Genomic DNA, 17,122 nt, shown 5'->3' with positions numbered 1-17,122 from the left:
ACGCCATGAGCAAGAGACTTCCCGAACCCGACCTCGCCTACCTGCAGCGGGTGCTGCTGGAAATGCTCGCCATTCCCAGCCCCACCGGTTTCACCGACACCATCGTGCGCTACGTCGCCGAACGGCTGGACGAGATCGGCATCCCCTACGAGCTGACCCGACGCGGCACCATCCGCGCCACCGTCAAGGGCCGCCAGAGCAGCCCGGACCGCGCGGTGTCGGCCCACCTGGACACCATTGGCGCCATCGTCCGCGAGATCAAGGACAACGGCCGCCTGGGGCTGGCCCCGGTGGGTTGCTGGTCCAGCCGCTTCGCCGAGGGCAGCCGGGTGAGCCTGTTCTGCGACAGCCGGGTGCTGCGCGGCAGCGTCCTGCCCCTGCTGGCCTCGGGGCACGCCTTCAATACCCAGGTGGACAGCCTGCCGGTGAGCTGGGACCACGTGGAGCTGCGCCTGGACGCCTACAGCACGACCCGCGCCGACTGCGAGACCCTCGGCGTGGGAGTGGGTGACTTCGTCGCCTTCGACCCATTGCCGGAGTTCACCGAGAGCGGCCACATCAGCGCCCGCCACCTGGACGACAAGGCCGGCGTGGCCGCCCTGCTCACCGCCCTCAAGGGCATCGCCGAGGCCCGGCTGGTGCCGCCCATCGACTGCCACCCGCTGTTCACCATCACCGAGGAAATCGGCTCCGGCGCCGCGGCCGCCCTGCCCTGGGACGTCAGCGAATTCGTCGGCATCGACATCGCCCCGGTCGCCCCCGGCCAGCACTCCAGCGAGCACGCGGTGACCGTGGCCCTGCAGGATTCCGGCGGCCCCTATGATTTCCACCTGTCCCGGCACCTGCTGCGACTGGCCGAGGTCAACGCCATTCCCTTGCGCCGCGACCTGTTCCGCTACTACCACAGCGACGCCCAGTCAGCGGTCGCCGCCGGCCACGATATCCGCGCGGCCCTGCTGGCCTTCGGCTGCGACGCCACCCACGGCTACGAGCGCACCCATATCGACAGCCTGGAAGCCCTGACCCACCTGCTCACCGCCTACCTGATGAGCCCGCCGGTGTTCGCCTCCGACGCGGTGGCCAACCAGCAATCCCTGGAGCCGTTCAGTCACCAGTTGGAACATGACGCTCAGATGGAGAGCGAGACACGCGTCCCGACAGTGGAAAGTCTTGTAGGAAAGGGTGAAAGCAATCCTTGAAGGGCGTCCGTGCTAGGAGCAAAGTGCCACCCAGGGACGTATAACAACACGGGTGGTCACCCATGCTTCACCTTTCAGGCTGTGTGAAAACACTCGCACTCGGTCTGGCCTTGCTCCTGCTCTGGCTCAGTCGAAGCGTATCCGCCATGGAGGCGGCACCACTCGACCAGGACCAGTTGCGCCTGCCCCTCGGCCACTGGGTCGGCTACCTGGAAGACCCCAAGGGCGAACTCAGCCTGGAACAAGTGCGCAAGCTGCCCGATCCGGCGTTCCAGCCCATCCCGGGGGAACACGCCAACCTGGGCAAGAACGACTCGGTGTGGTGGTTCCGGGTGCACCTGGACAACCGCCGCCCGCGCGCCCTGGAAGGCTACCTGGAAGCCAATTACCCGCTGCTGGACAACATCCGCCTCTACTACCTGACCGCCGACGGCCGAGTGCAGAGCCAGGAAACCGGCGACCATTTCGCCTTCGCCGAGCGCCCGGTGCAGGTACGCAACTTCTGGTTCCCCCTGCGGGTGGAGCCGGGCCAGAGCACCCTGATTCTGCGTGTACAGAGCACCAGCACGATCTTCGTGCCACTGGTGTTCAGCACACACGACGCCAGCGCCGCCGCCCAGGAGAACCTCATGGGGTTCAACGGGGCCTTCTATGGCGTGCTGGTGGCCATGTTCTTCTACAACCTGTTCCTCTACCTGTCCCTGCGTGAACCGGCGTACCTCTGGTACCTGGCCTACAGCCTGAACATCGGCCTGCTAGCCGCCTGTTTCGACGGCATGCTGTTCAAGCTGCTCCCCGAGCATGTGACCCTGCAGTCGGTCGCCATCTACATCTTCATGTACCTGCATTGCCTGGCGGCGGTGCAATTCAGCCGGCATTTCCTGCACACCAGCCTGCACTTCCCGCGCCTGGACCGGGTGCTGCGGGGCCTGATGCTGGGGACCCTGGTGGCGCTGCTGAGCGCCCCGCTGATCGGCCTGCCGAACTGGAACATCCTCGCCAGCCTGACAATGCTCGGCGTCTCCGCCTTCCTGCTGTTCACCGGCCTCTACGTCTGGCGCCAGGGGCTGCGCTACGGCTCCTACTACACCCTGGCCTGGGGCGTGCTGCTGCTCGCCTTCATCCAGATCACCGCCGGCTCCCTGGGCAGCGAAGCCCTGGGGCTGTTCGGCGCCACCGTGGTGAAGATCGGCGTCACCATCGAGCTGATCACCCTCTCGATCGGCCTGGCCGACCGCATCAACACCCTCAAGGAAGAAGGCTTCCGCTCGCGCCAGGCGGCCGAGCAGGCGGACTTCGAGAACCAGGCCAAGAGCCGCTTCCTGGCCAAGATGAGCCACGAGATCCGCACCCCGCTCAACGGCGTGCTGGGCATGCTGCAGCTGCTCAAGGAAACCCCGCTGGACCGCAACCAGCGTTTCTACGTCGACACCATTTCCGGTTCCGGGTCGGCGCTGATGACGGTGATCAACGACATCCTCGACTTCGCCCGCATCGAGTCGGGCAAGCTGGAACTGGAAAACATCGAGCTGGACCTGGAAGACCTGGTGTCGGAAACCCTGGGCCTGTTCACCGCCCAGGCCATCGAGAAGCGCCTGGCGCTGCACCTCAGCCTCGATGCCGGCGTGCCCAGGCGCATCCAGGGCGACCCCACCCGGCTCAAGCAGGTGCTGATGAACCTGCTGGGCAACGCCCTGAAGTTCACCGCCGAGGGCCATGTGTCCGTCGACCTGCGCCTGCGCCACAACGCCGGCGGCAAGCCGCGCCTGGTGTTCAACGTCAGCGACAGCGGCATCGGCATCCGTGCCGAGGCCCTGAGCCAGCTGTTCGACTCCTTCGCCCAGGGCGACTCCAGCACCACCCGGCGCTACGGCGGCAGCGGCCTGGGCCTGGCCATCAGCAAGGAGCTGGTGGAAATGATGGGGGGCCGCATCGAGGTGCAGAGCACCCTGGGCCAGGGCACCCGCTTCAGCTTCGACATCCCCTTGCAGCCGGGCGAGTTCAGCACCGACGACCTCAACCAGTTGCTGGACGGCCGCACCGCGCTGCTGGCCTGCCAGGACGCCCAGGGGCTCGACGCGCTGGGTCGCCTGCTCGGCCGCTGGGGCATGCGCTGCGAACGCTGCCAGGACCCGGAGCGCCTGCAGGCGCACCTGGAAGACTTCGCCGTGCCGCCCTTGCTGGTACTGCAGGCACCCTGGCCCGGCGCGCCGGAGCGCTGGCTGGACCGTTTGCGGCCGCAGCTGGAGCCCGGCCAACGGGTGCTGCTGATCTGCCCGCCGGAGCACTGCCAGCCATTGCCGTCCATGGCCGGCCTGCGCCTGCGCGCCATCGCGCAGCCGCTGACCCTGGCGCAGTTGCGCGGCACCCTGCAGGAGCTCTACCGCGAACGCCGCCTGGAAGAGCGCACCCAGCAGCAGGAAGAGCGCCGCCGGGTCAGCAGCACGCCCTGCATCCTGGTGGCCGAGGACAACCCGGTGAACCAGATGGTGGTCCAGGGCTTCCTGAAGAAGCGCGGCTACCTGGTGCGCACGGTATCCAACGGCCTGGCGGCGGTGGACGAGTACCAGCGCGACCCGGAAGGCATCCAGCTGATCCTGATGGACTGCGAGATGCCGGAAATGGACGGCTTCGAGGCCACCCGGCAGATTCGCCGGCTCGAACGCACCCGCAATTGGCCGGCGGTACCGATAGTCGCGCTGACCGCGCACATACTCGAGGAGCATCGCCAGGCCGGGGCGGACGCCGGCATGGACGACTTCCTCGGCAAGCCCCTGGACAGCGCCCTGCTGTTCGCCACCCTGGAACGTTTCATCCTGCGCCAGAACGTGGACGGGTGACGGCGCATGGCGACGGCGCTAGCATGCGCGCCGCTGCCCGGAGGCCCCATGCTGATTCCCTTTAACCTGATCGAAGCCGATACCCTGACCCGCCTGATCGAGGACTTCGTCACCCGCGAAGGCACCGACAATGGCGATGACACCCCACTGGACACCCGCGTCGAACGGGTGCGCCGGGCGCTGAAGAAGGGCGAAGCGGTCATCGTCTACGACGCCGACAGCCAGCAGTGCCAGCTGATGCTCAAGCTCGACGTGCCCAAGGAGTGGCTGGAGGAGTGACCCATCAGCGGGTCACAGCCCGGCTTGCACCGTCGTCGTCAGGGGCAGGCTGGTGGACACCTGGGCCATTCGCGTCACCTCCACCTTCAGCTTGTCCGGGCCCAGCAGGTAGTCCACCAGGCGCTGCGGGAAGGGCCAGTAGTTCAGCTCCGCACTGAGGGTGATCGGCCCGACCGCATCGGCCGGCACCTGGAAGGAGAACTCGCGGACGTCATAGCCCTTGGGCAGGATCCGGTTGTCCGAGAGGATCTGCGTGGCATTCCACACCTCGATGTCCAGCTCCTTGCCGTCCTTGTCCCCCAGGTGAACCTTGAAGTTGCGGGTATCGGGCTCGGTGGCGCCGTCCCTGATCGCCCCCAGCCGGTAGAACTCGCGCCCGGCGGCGTCCACCACATGGAAGTCGATCCAGACCTCGCGCCCCTCCGGGAAACCGGTGGGCAGCTTGTGCCCGGCGCCGACGTTGGCGACCTTCACCCGCACCGACGCCTCCCGCCCCGGCGCCAGGTCCGTCGGCACTGACTCGAAGCTGATCTCGGCGGCCTTGGCCAGGTAGTCCCGCGCACGCTGGGCCGCTTCCTTCTGGCCCAGGTACTCCAGCACCGCCGCGTTGGCGCCGGTGAACCAGTGGGACGCCACGTCGGCCCGGTCCGGCCCCATGGTCGCCGCCTTGCCGGCGAAGCCCGGCATATGGCAACTCTGGCAGCTCTGGCCGTTGAAGCTGTAGGGGCTCTCGAGCCACTCGTCGTAGGTGCGCTCCACCGCCACCGAACTGAAGGGGTGGGTGACGTTGTGGCAGGTGGCGCAGAAGTCCGAGCGGGTGTGCAGGCCGGAGTAGACGGTGTCGTGGTAGGGCGAGACGCCGTCGCTGCGCGGGCCGAACTTGGTCGGTTTGCCATGGGCACGCGGGCTCAGCACATAGGCGCCGTTGTCCAGCCCGGTGCGGGCGCTGATGTTGTGGCAGGTTTCGCAATCCACCCCGGGCATGGGGTTGTTCTGAGCGGTGAACGCCACCGAGGCACGATTGACCGTCGAGTTGATCTGGCCGGTGGTGAGGCCGATGGGGGTGTGGCAGCCGGTACAGAAGTTATCCACACGCCCTTCGGTGGCCTCGCTGGCATGGCGCAACAGCGCCCGGTAGATGGGCTCTTCCCAGGCGTGGGACATCATCGAGGTGCGCCACTGCCGGTAGATCTCGGTATGGCAGGCGCCACAGACCTGCGCGTCATCGAAGTCCCCGACATTCAGCACGGCATTGTTCGGCGTATTGGCCCGATGGGGAAAGAACGGCAGCCCCTGCTTGTCCTCCAGCAACCGGGAGCGCGCCGGCTCCAGCCACTTGTCGTCGGACTGCGCGGCATCCCCGGCGACGGCGAGGCCGGCGGCCAGCACCAGCAGTAGCGCGGCGAGCAGCCGCAGGGAGGTTGGAGCCTGTGCCGGATCGCCCATTTCGCCGCCTCGCCCGCTTCTCGCAGAGCCCACTTGAAAGGCGCACGAAACCCGCAGATTAACGGCAATAGCCGTCTCTTTCAGCGCCTTTAGCCGAAGTTGAACTGGAACCCCCGCATGTGGGGGTGTAAGTCAGTAGTAGATGGGCGGCGAGGCAGCGTCAAAGGTCTGGCAAGGCGCCATCTCGACCTGATTGGCGCGCTATCCGATTGATCCGGAAGGGAATCGATGTAACAGGATGAGACAGACGAGGCGATGAAGCGGCGATTATTCCGTACCAGCAACCGCTGGGCCGCAGAAATGACAGGCACAAAAAAGGCCGCCACGGGGCGACCCAAACAAAGCACAGAGCACCAATAGACTCTGAGTACAGAGTGTAGAAGCTCTGCTACGAAATGATGACAACGCGCGGAAAAACCACCGGCATTTCGTCGGTATCTTCGCGAATAGGCAGCACAACTGCTCTAGGTCGCGGCATCCACCGCAGCCGGCTGACGCAAGAAATCCCCCGGTCTTGGGAGAAAGTTCGTACAAATCGTTGGCCTTGAGCGCCTACAAAAGCCCTCGCTAAAGTCCCCGACCGTTGCGATTGGAATCGCCACCGGGTGTCGCAACCCGAACTTCACGCAGGTCACGGCATGCCACGCATGCAATCGCTCAATGGCGGGCCGTGCAGGGAAGGCCAAGGCCTTGCCGGGTTTTCCTCGCGTAACCGGTTTGCGACCCCTGCACGGTCCGCCGCCCATCACCCCCGAGCCGGGGCGGCCTCAAGTACGCGAGGAAGCAAGGATATGCGCCGCCACGACCTAACCGCCCCGCCGGGGTTCAGGCCCCTCCCCCTGCCGTCGCAGCCCTACGATGATGTGCTCTTCATCAACGCCGAGGCACCCTCAAGCCACCTCTTCGAAGCCGCCAGCCAGCGCATGGCCGCCCTGGGCGACCTGCTGCAGATCCTGGAAAACGGCGCCCATGGCGACGTACTGCCCCAGGAAACCGCCCGCCTAGCCTCCGCCCTCGGACTCCTGCTGGCCGACGCCCAGGCCCTGCACGAGGCCGCCTTCCGCCGTGTGCGGGAAGAGGAAGGTGGGACACCCGCCGAAACCAACGGCTGATCCGCCAAGGGGCTACTCCCTCTCACTTCGGGGTCGACGGAAGGTCGGCCCGCTTCAAAAAAGCGTCGCTTTGCATCAACTTTTCTCCCTGGCCCCTTCCCTAGACTTGGCCAGCCCGCCCCTCCAACCACCGGGGTTGCCGGGACGCTGTACGGGCCGACCACCAACGACAAGAAGGAAGGTACAGATGAGAATTTCCCGCGCAGGACTGGTGTTGGCGTTCAGCTGGACGATGGGTATGGGGGCGGCGTACGCGGCCGGCCCGATCAAGGTGCAGGACAGCTTCGACGCCATGGGGCCGGCGATGCAGAGCTGGGTGGATGGCAACGGCAAGACGCTGCACTACCTGGATGAAGGTCCGCGAAATGGTCTGCCGGTAGTGCTGGTTGGCGGCAACGGCACCAGCGGCCGGGTGCTGGCCCTGACCGACTTCCTGCGCAGCCTGCGTGAACAACTGGGCCTGCGCTTCATCACCCTGGAACGCAACGGATTCGGCCAGACCGAGTACGACCCGGCGGGCAATTACCAGTCCTATGCCGATGAAGTGGCGGCCCTGCTCGACCATCTGGATGTCGAGCGTTTCTCCCTCGTGGCGATTTCCGGCGGCGGCCCCTACGTGGCGCAGATCGCCTCCAGGCTGGCGCCGCAGGTGCGCTCGGTCCACATGGCGGCGGCCTTCTCGCAGATCGAAGGCGTGGTGGCGCCACCGGCCCGCTGCGCCGCCAGCGACGAGCAGGTGGCCCAGGCCTACCTGGCCGGCCATTACGACGTGCCCTCGGTCTGGTGGGACCTCGGCCCCAACACCGCGGTGAACCGGATCCACGGCTTCCTCGACGAAGCCGCCGATGAAGGCGCGCGCTTCTACTACGCCAAGGGCTCCAAGGGCTTCGACATGGCGCCCCTGACCCATGAGCTGCGCCTGTACTGCGAGCAGCCGGTGGCCGACCTCTCCGCCGTCTACGCGCCGGTCTTCCTCTACTACGGCCTGGCGGACGCCACCGTCACCACCGCCCACGCCGACTTCTGGAAAGGCCGCTTCCCCAACGTGGCGGCCACCCGCCTCTATCCGGGCGAAGGGCACGACGTGCAGTACCGCCACTGGGGCCAGATACTCGCCGACCTGAAGTACCAGGGCCAACGCGTGCTGCTCTGCAACCGTGGGCGCTCGGAGCTGGTGGAGACCCGCCAGGCCGAGAAGCTGCTGCAACGTGGGGCCAGCCTGGATATCTGTGCGTGGCAGGAGCCCGCTCCGCGGACGTGAGAGCGTCGCAGGATGGGCCGGCGTGCCCGGAATTCGATGGGTTTCGCAAGCTCTACCCATCCTACGAACTGATACCCACACCGGCCGGTAGCGTCGTAGGATGGGTTGAGTGGAACGATACCCATGCTGACAAGGCCGATGGGTATCGCAAGCTCAACCCATCCTACGGAAGTGATGCCCACACCGACCCGAAGCGAAGTAGAGAAGGTGACGCCGCGCAAACCGCCCCTTCAGCAGGCCGAGCGGAATCGCTGTGAAACGAAGCGAAGTGAAGTAACAGCCGCAGGCTGGCCCGAAGGGCGAGCGTAGCGAGTCAAGGGGTTGAGCGGCATGGATGCCGCGAGAGGCGCGCGGGGCCATGGATGGCCCCTCGCGCCGTGCCCCTGGAACAGCGATGAAAGGAGGGAACCCGGCGCAGCCGGGCCGGATGCAGGGGCAAGCGTTTTGCTTCCTTTGAGGTGGGCGGCACTCCGTCGACTGTAAAAGGGAGTCGCCCGGGAGGGCGAAATAGAACCCGACAGCCCGCTCGGCAATGAGCGGGACAAGAGGGCGCCCCTACAACCAATACTCCCAAACCCGCCCGATCCGCTCACTCATCCGCGCACTCACCGGTCGCTTGCGCCACTTCTCCGCCGTGAGTTCCTCCGAGCCTTTCACGTCGTAGAGGAACGCCTGGCGCATCCGCTCGCCGAAGTCCGCCCCCAGCACCACCACGTTGACCTCCTGGTTGTGCAGGAAGCTGCGCCAGTCGAGATTGGTGGAACCCACCGTGGACCAGACCCCGTCTATCACCCCGGCCTTCACATGGAGCAGCGCGTCACGGCGCTCGTAGATGCGTACGCCCGCCTCCAGCAGTTCGCTGTAATAGGCTCTTCCGGCGTGGAACACCAGCCAGGAATCGGTGCTGCTGGGCACCACCAGGCGCACGTCGACGCCACGGGCCACGGCTTGCTTGAGGGCGTCCAGCAACTGCGGGTCAGGCACGAAGTAGGCACTGGTCAGCCAGATCTCGCTCTGCGCGCTGTGCAGCGCGGAGATGAGGGTGGCGTAGATCTGGCTGTAGGGTTCCTCCGGCGAGCTGCCGATGGCCCGTACCACTTCCTTGCCCTTGGGCTCCAGCGGCGGGAAGTAGTGACGCTTGACCAGTTCGCCGCCCTTCTGCCGGTCCCAGGTGCTGATGAAGAGTTTCTGCAGGTCAGCCACCACCGGCCCCTCCAGGCGCAGGTCGGTGTCGCGCCAGGGCAGGTCTTCGCCTTCCCCCCGCCCACGGCTCGAGCCGAAGGAACCGCCGGAATAGACCCCGCTGATGTTCACTCCGCCGAGGATGGCCACGCGCCCGTCGACGATCAGCAGCTTGCGATGGTCCCGCTGGTTCAGTTCCCAGCCGGCCTTGGCGGTCATGGGGTTCACCGGGTTGAACTCCACCAGGCGGATGCCGGCCTCCTTCAGCCTGGCGAAGAACTCCGGCGGCGTGCCCAGGGTGCCGACGCTGTCGTAGATCAGGTTGACCTGCACGCCGCTACGCTGCTTGGCGATCAGCGCATCGGCGAAGCGTTGCCCGGTTTCGTCGCCTTCGAGGATGTAGGTCTCCATGTTGATGTGGTCGCGCGCGCCATCGATGGCCGCGAACATCGCCGCATAGGTCGCCGGGCCGTCCTGCAGCAACTCCACATGGTTGCCGGTGGTGAGCGGGCTGCCCACCAGGGCTTCCTCCACGGCCAGGTGCAGGCCGAAGATGTCGGTCGCCATGCCGGAAGCCTTGAGGCGGTCGAGGATGGCTTTGCTCTGGGCATCCGAAAGCGGCCCGCCGGCGCCGTCCACCTGCACCGGGGTAGCCGGTGAATGGGCCATGTCGGGGTTGATGCGGGGCAACGAGGTGCAGGCCAGGAGGAGCGTGCAACAGAGCGCCACCAGGACCAGCGCCACGCTCCCTGATGACGGCAGTTTCATTGAGCATCCTCCAGCGGGGGGGAGGTGTGGTGCCTGGAAAGTCCAGCGGCGGCGCGCAGATGCGCTCTCCAGGCTGTCATGCCAGTTCGACAGCATGGCAGCGGGAAAGGTTGGGGAAATTTCTCCGGGGTTCAGGCCGGCTTGCAGTTTTCCGGAACGAAGCGCAACAGCGCGTCGGCCTCGGGCACCTCGGCCAGGTAGCGCTCGGCATAGTGCAGGCAGGCGCCGGAACGCAACAGCAGGCTGAACAGGTCGGGGTCCAGGTGTCCCTGCTCGCACATGCCCTTCATGATCGCCAGGGCCTGTTCCAGGGTCTTGCTCGGCTTGTAGGGCCGGTCCCGCGCGGTCAGCGCCTCCAGCACATCGGCGATGGCCAGCATCCGCGCCTGCAGGCTCAGCTGGCTGGCGTCCAGGCCCCGGGGGTAGCCGCGTCCGTCCATGCGTTCGTGGTGGCCGCCGGCGATCTCCGGCACCTGCGCCAGGGTCCCGGGGAACGGCAAGGCTTCGAGCATGCGAATGGTCTGGACCACATGCTCGTTGATCTTGTAGCGCTCCTCCTCGGTCAGGTTGCCACGGCCGATGGAGAGGTTCTTCAGCTCCCCCAGGTCGTAGAGCAGTTCTGGCTGCCGCAGGTTTACGCCCCAGGGGTTGTCAGCGCCGAACCGTTCCTCGGCGCGGCGCGGCACCCGGTGCTCCGGGCGGTCGGCCAGCAGGGGTTCCGGCACCGGCAACTCGGGCGCTGGCAAGGCTTCCTTGCGCTGACGGGCCTCGCCGGAGATGCCCAGGCGATCATCCAGGGTACGCAACCAGGTGCGCCCGGCGACCTGCCGCAGACGCTCCCGGCGCTCGTCGTCCATGCTGCCGGCCTGGTTGCAGGCGGCGACGAAGGCGAAGTCATCGTCCAGGCGCTGCAGCGCGGCATCCCGGGTGGCCGTCGCCGCCTCGGGGTCGGCGCCGGCGCGCAGCGCCTCGAGCCAGTCGATCCGGGCATCGCGCTTGAGCACCTCGAAGCGCATGCGGACTTCGTGGATGCGGTCGTAGAGGGTTTCCAGCCGGGTGGACTTGTCCACCACGTACTCGGGGGTGGTGATCTTGCCGCAATCGTGCAACCAGGCCGCGATGTGCATGGCCTCGTGGTCTTCGGCGCTCATATGGAAGCCGGCGAAGGGGCCTTCGCGCTCGGCGCAGGCGGCCTCGGCCAACAGCCGCGCCAGTTCCGGCACCCGCGCGCAGTGGCCGCCGGTGTAGGGACTCTTGGCGTCCACGGCGGTCGCGATCAGGCGGATCAGCGAGTCGAACATGGCCTTGCGCTGGTCCAGCAGGCCACGGGTCTCCAGGGCCACCGCGGCGAACCCGGACAGCGCCTCGATGAAACGCAGGTGGCTGGCCAGCGGCGGCGTGGCATGGAACAGCACCAGCACCCCCTGGGCCTCGCCGTGACGACTGAACAACGGCACGCTGACGCTGGCGCAGGGGGAGAGACCGAAGCGCGCTGCAGCCTCGGCCTCCGCCGCCGAGGCCTGGGTTTGCCGGCTCGCCAGTGCCTGCTCGGCGGCGAACAGGCCGGTACAGGCGCCCAGGCCCTGCTCGATGGGCTGCCCCCGCCAGAGCCCGGCCACCGCCTCCAGGCCGCCGCCTTCTTCCGGGATGAACAGCAAGGCGCCCTGGCCCTGGCTCGACTCCACCGTCACCTGCAGCAGGGTGGGCAGCAGGCGACGGATGTCCGGCTCGTCGTTCAGGCGCTTCAACGCATTGATGAATCCACCCATGGCATCGCGATTGCGCTGCAGGGTGATGGACAGCTCGCGTACCTCGCGTATGGGACTGTTCTCCTCGTTCAGTTCCACGTCGAACTCGAAGTAACGGACCCGTGTCGACTGGCGCGCGAGACGATCGATCGGGCGGCTGACCACACCGGCCAGCCAGTACGCCAGGGCGCCGGTGACCAGCAGCGCCACCAGGGTCACCAGCAGGGCCTGGTCGCGCAGGATCTCGGCTTCGTGCAGCAGTTCATCGCGGGGGACGGCGATGCCCAGGAAGAGGGTCGCCGCCTCCGGCACCGGCAGGCGCTGCAGGTAGAACTGCCAGTCATCCCCGTCCACTGACTGGAGCTGGGTCACCAGGCTGTCCGCGCCGAACGCGCTGTCGGGCAGGGGTAACGCCGCGAAGCCGGCGATCACCGAGTCGGACATCTGTCCCAGGGTGACCTGCCGATCATCCGCCTCGGGCCCATGGTCGAGGGTGTCGCCAGCAAGGACCCGGCTCTGGCCGTCGAAGATCAGCATGCGTGAACCGAAGGTGTGACGCGTCTGCCGCAGCCAGTCATCGAGCAGAGTGTGGCACAGGTCTGCACCCACCACCTGACCACCAGGGGTCATCATGGCCACGGTCGAGCCGATTACCCGAGTCTCGAAGAAGCGGTAGGGCGGCGTGCGCACCAGCTCGCCCCGCTGCTTGGCCAGGGTGTACCAGGGTCTCTCGCGCGGATCGAAGTCGGTCAGGTGGTCCGAAAGGCGCTGCCCGATCGGGCTCAGCAGGCGATCCAGGAAGACATACCGGGAGCGGGCGCCATCGGCATTGCGCACCACGCTCTGGAGCAGGTAACGCGCCCCGACGGGCGCATCGAAGAAGGCCATGTCGCGCTGGTCGCTGAGGGGACGCAGCTGGAAGTAGTCACCCCGTTCGTTGCCCACGAAGACCGACACCATGACCGGCGAGCTGTCGAGGGCTTCGACCATCTCCGGCAGCGCGGCGAGGTCGCGCTGGGAATCGTCGGCGTCGAGGCCGGGGGCCAGGGTCAGCAACTTCACGTTGGTGCGGATGGGCCCCAGCAGGCGCTCCAGCTCGGCCGCGGTCTCCTTGGCGGAATCGCGGGCCTGGGTAGCCGCACGCTGGGCGATCAACCCGGCGCTGCGCTCGTAGAGCACGAATGCGATCACTCCCCCCACGCCGCTGGTCATCAGCACCATGAACAACACGAGGTAGAAACGGAGTGGCCTGGCGCGGCTCATGCAAATCCTTCCCTGGTCGAGGTGGCACCGATTGATACTGGCACGGGGTCCGGCACATCGCGAATCCGTGCGATGGCAGGCCGGGCTTGTCCGGCGCGGGCCGGACGAGGGTCAGGACTGGGAGAAGCGCGGTCCGAGCAGGATGATGCTGGCGCCGACGACGCAAAGCGCCGCGCCCAGCCAGTCGCTCGCCAGGGGACGGGTACGTTCCACCAGGCCCAGCCAGAGCAGCGAGGCGACTATGTAGATGCCCCCGTAGGCGGCATAGGCGCGGCCGGCGTAGGCGGCTTCAACGCGGGTCAGCAGCAGGGCGAAGAGGGTCAGGCTGAGCAGGCCGGGGGCGACCCACCAGGCGCTCTTGCCCATCCGCAACCAGAGCCAGAAGGCGTAGCAGCCGGCGATCTCGAAGAGCGCGGCGAGGAAGAACCAGAGGTAATTGAGCATGGGTTCGGTCCCTTGAAGGTGGATCAGCCGTGCACGCCGCCTTCGCGTTCCCAGGCACAGCGCACGCGCAGGTTGTCTTCCTGGGGGCTGTGCAGGCCCTGCTCGCTCTCCCAGCGGAAGGTATGGATGCCGTTGAGTTCGGTTTCCAGGTGAACCACCGCACTGCTCCAGTACAGCTGCTTGAGCAGGGCTTCGAACTCCTTGACCCAGAGGCTCCACTCGTACTCCACCGCCGGGTAGCTCGCGCCGAAGTGGATCACCTGGGTACGGAACAGGCCGGCACCGGGTTGCTCGCAGCAGGAAAACATCTCGCGGCCGAGAAAGGCCCAGCCCTCGCCGCCGGGCAGGCTGTCCAGCACGCGGCGATTGGTCTCGCGGCGCAGGCGATGGGCCTGATCGTCGAGCGACGGCCAGTCGCGGATGCAGCCATAGACGATGGATTCGGACTCCACGCGGGCACTCCAGGAAAACAGTGGCAGCCTTCTAACACAGGACCGCCACCGGAGAAAGGAAATGCGTCGAAGTCCTCAACGGCGAGGTCGGCCCAGCATCCAGGCCAGCAGGCACATCACCAGGGCGAGGCCGGTGATGACCATGAAGGGCTGCTGGTAGCTGCCCGCCAGGTCGCGGCCCAGCCCCATCAGGATCGGGGTCAGGCAGGCCAGGCTGTAGCCGGCGAACAGCATCATGGCGGTCCAGCGGCTCACCGCCAGCGGGGTGTGCGCTTCGTACAGCGGCAGCACCAGGGACAGCGCGAAGGAGCCACTCAGGCCCAGGCCCAGCAGGCCGGCCCAGAGCTCCGGCAGCAGCATCGGCTGCCAGCTGATCATCCCCAGGCACAGCGTGCTGAGCAGGCCGCAGGCCAACAGCAACTGGTAGCGATTGTCGAAGCGCTGGGCCAGCCAGGGCAGCCCGAAGGCGCTGGGCAAGCCCACCAGCATGAACAGGCCGAACAGGCTGTTGCTGTGCAGCAGACTGAGACCCGCCTCGTGGTAGCGGGCCACCAGCCAGGTGGTCAGGGCGTAGAACAGGCCAGCCTGGATCGCGAAGAAGGCGGTGATCAACCAGGCGCGCGGCTCGCCCCAGGGCAGGCCGCCCGGTTCCGCTTCGCCCTCGGGGTCGGCGCGGTTGGGGATGCGCAGCCAGAGCAGCAGCGCGAGGATCGCCGGCAAGGCCCAGAAGGCCAGGCCGAAGTGCCAGCGGTCCGCCAGCAACTGGGTCACCGCCGGCGTCACTACCGCACCAGCGGCTCCGCCCAGGGTCATGCTCAGGGAATACCAGGCGACCACGCGCCCGACCTGGTCATGGAAGTGGCGCTTGATGAAGCCGGAGAGCAGCGGCCCCGCCACCGCGATGCCGGCGCCCATGACCACGGAGCTGCCGATGAGCACGCTACTGGCATGGCTGCCGAGGCGCGCCAGCATGGCAAGGCCGATCAGGCCCAGGCAGGCGGAAATCACCCGCTCCAGCCCGAAGCGCACCGCCAGGCGCGGCGCCAGGGGCGCGAGCAGCCCCATGCAGAGCACCGGCAAAGCTGTCGTCAGGCTGATCAGGCCGCGACTCAGGGCCAGTTCTTCAGCGATGCGTTCGATCAGGGGAGAAAGAGAGGTGATGCCGGGCCGCAGGTTGATGGCGGCGAGCACCAGCGCCAGCAACAGCAGCGCGCGGGAAAGGGGTTTCACGGTGAATCCATCCGGGTTGGCAGCCAGGCCGGGGGAGCAACCCTACTCCCCCGCCCCGACGCCGGGCAACCTCGAACGATGAAAAAGCTGACCGACAGGACAGCCAAGGCTTACGCGTGGCTGCGATTCTTCGCGCGCATCTTGGCCGACATACCGGCCATCTCGTCATAGAGCATCTGCGGGTTCTTCTGCTTGACCGCCCAGGCCATGCGGCCCTGCTCATGGGGCAGGATCATGAAGGTGCCGGCGGCCACTTCCTGGAAGATGTAGTCGGCGATATCGGCGGCGCTGATCGGCGAGCTTTCCAGCAGCTTGCCTACCTGTTGCTTCATGGCCGGGGTCGGGCCTCGGAAGGAGTCCAGCAGGTTGGTCTGGAAGAACGACGGGCAGACCACGTGCACGCCAACGCCCTCTTCCTTCAGCTCGATCAGCAGGCTTTCGGACAGGGCCACCACGCCGGCCTTGGCGACGTTGTAGTTGCTCATGGCCGGGCCCTGCATCAGCGCGGCCATGGAGGCCACGTTGACGATCTTGCCATGGCTCTTCTGCAGCAGCGGCAGGAAGGCCTTGCAGCCCTTGACCACGCCCATCAGGTTGATTGCGATCTGCCAGTCCCAGTCTTCCAGGGACAACTCCTCGAAGAAGCCGCCGGAGGCGACGCCGGCGTTGTTGACGATGATGTCGATGCCACCCAGCTTCTCTTCACAGGCCTGGGCGAGGGCGGTGAGCTGGCTGTAGTCGCGGACGTCGCAGCGCTGGGTGAAGCCATCGCCGCCGGCTTCGCGAACCAGCTTGAGGGTTTCGGCCAGGCCGGCTTCGTTGACGTCGGACAGGGCCAGCTTCCAGCCTTCGCGTGCCCAGCGCAGGGCGATTTCGCGGCCGAGTCCGGAACCGGCGCCGGTGATCATGATGCGGTTTTGCATGGTGAGGTGCCTTTCTGCTTGTGCGGTTGTTGAGCCGCAGTGTAGCGAAGGCCATAGTCCGTCCACCCTTGAATCACGGCGCTGAATGACAGGGGCAAACCCCGCTAGCGGCGCTGCCTCAGGCGCCTTATCAGCAGCCCGTAGGGCAGCAGGTTGAGCAGCAGCACCGCAGCCCCGAGCCAGAGCTGGATGGCCGGTGTCAGCCCCGCCGGGTAGATCACCGGCACCAGGTAGTGTTCGATGAATCCGCCGCTGTAGCCCTGCTCCCCCGCCGCCAGGCGCAGCCGGTTTTCCAGGGGGGTGAGCGGGCAATACAGGTGGAAGAATTCCACGCTGGCGCCCCAGGCCGCCGCCGGCAGATGCAGCAGCGCCAGACGGGGCCAGCGCAGCACCAGCCAGCCACCCAGCACCACGAACAGGATGAACGCCAGGTGCAGCGTCAGCACGGCGTCGGCGGCGATTCTGTAGGCCATGGCGGGTCCCCGTACGGTGGTTTTCCTTGAACCATCCTCCATGATGGCAAGTCGGTAGCTACATGCACGGCTGATCGACACCGGCCGCGCACTGGCAATCGAGCTGACGAGGAGTCACTGCCTATGATCACCCTTCTGCTGCTAGTCATCCTGGTCCTGCTGCTGGTCGGCGGCCTGCCGGTCTTCCCCCATTCGCGCAACTGGGGCTACGGGCCATCCGGAATGGTCGGGGTATTGCTGGTCATCGTGGTGGTCCTGTTGTTGCTGGGGATGATCTAGCCCACACCGGTTCTAGCGCAGCGATACCCATCAGCCCTGTCCGCATGGGTATCGCTCCGCTCAACCCATCCTACGGATAGCCCTCTCCCGGCTCCTCACGCTGAAGAAGGAAATCGCCGGGGAATGCGAAAAAGCAACGTAGGATGGGTTGAGCTTGCGATACCCATCAACCATGTCCGCATGGGTATCGCGTAACTCATCTACGAACTCGTGCCGGCCATAA

General features: G+C 66.7%; 14 protein-coding genes. 6 read left to right on the top strand and 8 right to left on the bottom strand.

What is annotated here, in order from left to right:
- The first annotated feature begins 5 nt into the window (after window positions 1-5).
- From PCA10_RS06525 to PCA10_RS06515, 3 genes are all read left to right on the top strand, one after another.
- Window positions 6-1,199: an osmoprotectant NAGGN system M42 family peptidase gene (locus PCA10_RS06525; protein ID WP_016491246.1), complete on the top strand. Its 1,194-nt coding sequence runs from the start codon at window positions 6-8 to the stop codon at window positions 1,197-1,199.
- Between the two features lie 62 nt (window positions 1,200-1,261).
- Window positions 1,262-4,039, top strand: coding sequence for a hybrid sensor histidine kinase/response regulator (locus PCA10_RS06520; RefSeq protein WP_016491245.1), 2,778 nt, complete (start codon window positions 1,262-1,264; stop codon window positions 4,037-4,039).
- 48 nt (window positions 4,040-4,087) lie between these two features.
- Window positions 4,088-4,318: a YheU family protein gene (locus PCA10_RS06515; protein ID WP_016491244.1), complete on the top strand. Its 231-nt coding sequence runs from the start codon at window positions 4,088-4,090 to the stop codon at window positions 4,316-4,318.
- 12 nt (window positions 4,319-4,330) lie between these two features.
- Here the strand turns inward: PCA10_RS06515 and PCA10_RS06510 are convergent, their stop codons facing one another.
- Window positions 4,331-5,764, bottom strand: a complete 1,434-nt coding sequence (locus PCA10_RS06510) for a multiheme c-type cytochrome (protein ID WP_016491243.1) — start codon at window positions 5,762-5,764, stop codon at window positions 4,331-4,333.
- 791 nt (window positions 5,765-6,555) lie between these two features.
- Between PCA10_RS06510 and PCA10_RS06505 the strand changes: the two genes are divergently transcribed.
- Together PCA10_RS06505 and PCA10_RS06500 are read left to right on the top strand one after the other, a co-directional pair.
- The gene (locus tag PCA10_RS06505; protein WP_016491242.1) at window positions 6,556-6,876 is read left to right on the top strand and encodes a hypothetical protein; all 321 of its coding nucleotides are present in this window, start codon (window positions 6,556-6,558) and stop codon (window positions 6,874-6,876) included.
- Between the two features lie 187 nt (window positions 6,877-7,063).
- Window positions 7,064-8,137, top strand: coding sequence for an alpha/beta fold hydrolase (locus PCA10_RS06500; protein WP_041770156.1), 1,074 nt, complete (start codon window positions 7,064-7,066; stop codon window positions 8,135-8,137).
- 555 nt (window positions 8,138-8,692) lie between these two features.
- On the opposite strand, the gene cls is transcribed toward PCA10_RS06500, so the two are convergent.
- The 7 genes from cls to PCA10_RS06465 all read right to left on the bottom strand — a co-directional run bounded on the left by cls (window position 8,693) and on the right by PCA10_RS06465 (window position 16,620).
- Window positions 8,693-10,087 carry a cardiolipin synthase gene (gene cls, locus PCA10_RS06495; RefSeq protein ID WP_016491239.1) on the bottom strand — a complete coding sequence of 465 codons (1,395 nt, stop codon included), beginning with the start codon at window positions 10,085-10,087 and terminating at the stop codon, window positions 8,693-8,695.
- A gap of 131 nt (window positions 10,088-10,218) precedes the next feature.
- Window positions 10,219-13,098: an HD domain-containing phosphohydrolase gene (locus tag PCA10_RS06490; protein WP_016491238.1), complete on the bottom strand. Its 2,880-nt coding sequence runs from the start codon at window positions 13,096-13,098 to the stop codon at window positions 10,219-10,221.
- A 111-nt stretch (window positions 13,099-13,209) separates the two neighbouring features.
- A complete protein-coding gene (locus PCA10_RS06485; RefSeq protein ID WP_016491237.1) occupies window positions 13,210-13,542 on the bottom strand; it encodes a YnfA family protein in 333 nt (110 codons plus the stop codon).
- A 23-nt stretch (window positions 13,543-13,565) separates the two neighbouring features.
- Entirely contained in the window at window positions 13,566-13,994 is a 429-nt protein-coding gene (locus PCA10_RS06480; RefSeq protein WP_016491236.1) for a hypothetical protein, read from the bottom strand.
- Between the two features lie 75 nt (window positions 13,995-14,069).
- The gene (locus PCA10_RS06475; protein WP_016491235.1) at window positions 14,070-15,224 is read right to left on the bottom strand and encodes an MFS transporter; all 1,155 of its coding nucleotides are present in this window, start codon (window positions 15,222-15,224) and stop codon (window positions 14,070-14,072) included.
- Window positions 15,225-15,334: 110 nt separating this feature from the next.
- Window positions 15,335-16,147: an SDR family oxidoreductase gene (locus PCA10_RS06470; protein ID WP_016491234.1), complete on the bottom strand. Its 813-nt coding sequence runs from the start codon at window positions 16,145-16,147 to the stop codon at window positions 15,335-15,337.
- 104 nt (window positions 16,148-16,251) lie between these two features.
- Complete coding sequence (locus tag PCA10_RS06465) at window positions 16,252-16,620, bottom strand: DUF2784 domain-containing protein (protein ID WP_016491233.1); 369 nt, start codon at window positions 16,618-16,620, stop codon at window positions 16,252-16,254.
- A 123-nt stretch (window positions 16,621-16,743) separates the two neighbouring features.
- Here PCA10_RS06465 and PCA10_RS29345 point away from each other — a divergent pair, with 123 nt between their 5' ends.
- On the top strand, window positions 16,744-16,899 hold the full coding sequence (locus tag PCA10_RS29345) for a DUF3309 family protein (protein ID WP_016491232.1): 156 nt from the start codon (window positions 16,744-16,746) through the stop codon (window positions 16,897-16,899).
- The last annotated feature ends 223 nt before the right edge of the window (window positions 16,900-17,122 follow it).

This window comes from Pseudomonas resinovorans NBRC 106553 (genome assembly GCF_000412695.1).
GTDB lineage: Bacteria > Pseudomonadota > Gammaproteobacteria > Pseudomonadales > Pseudomonadaceae > Metapseudomonas > Metapseudomonas resinovorans_A.
This window is presented reverse-complemented; position numbering and strand designations above follow the sequence as displayed.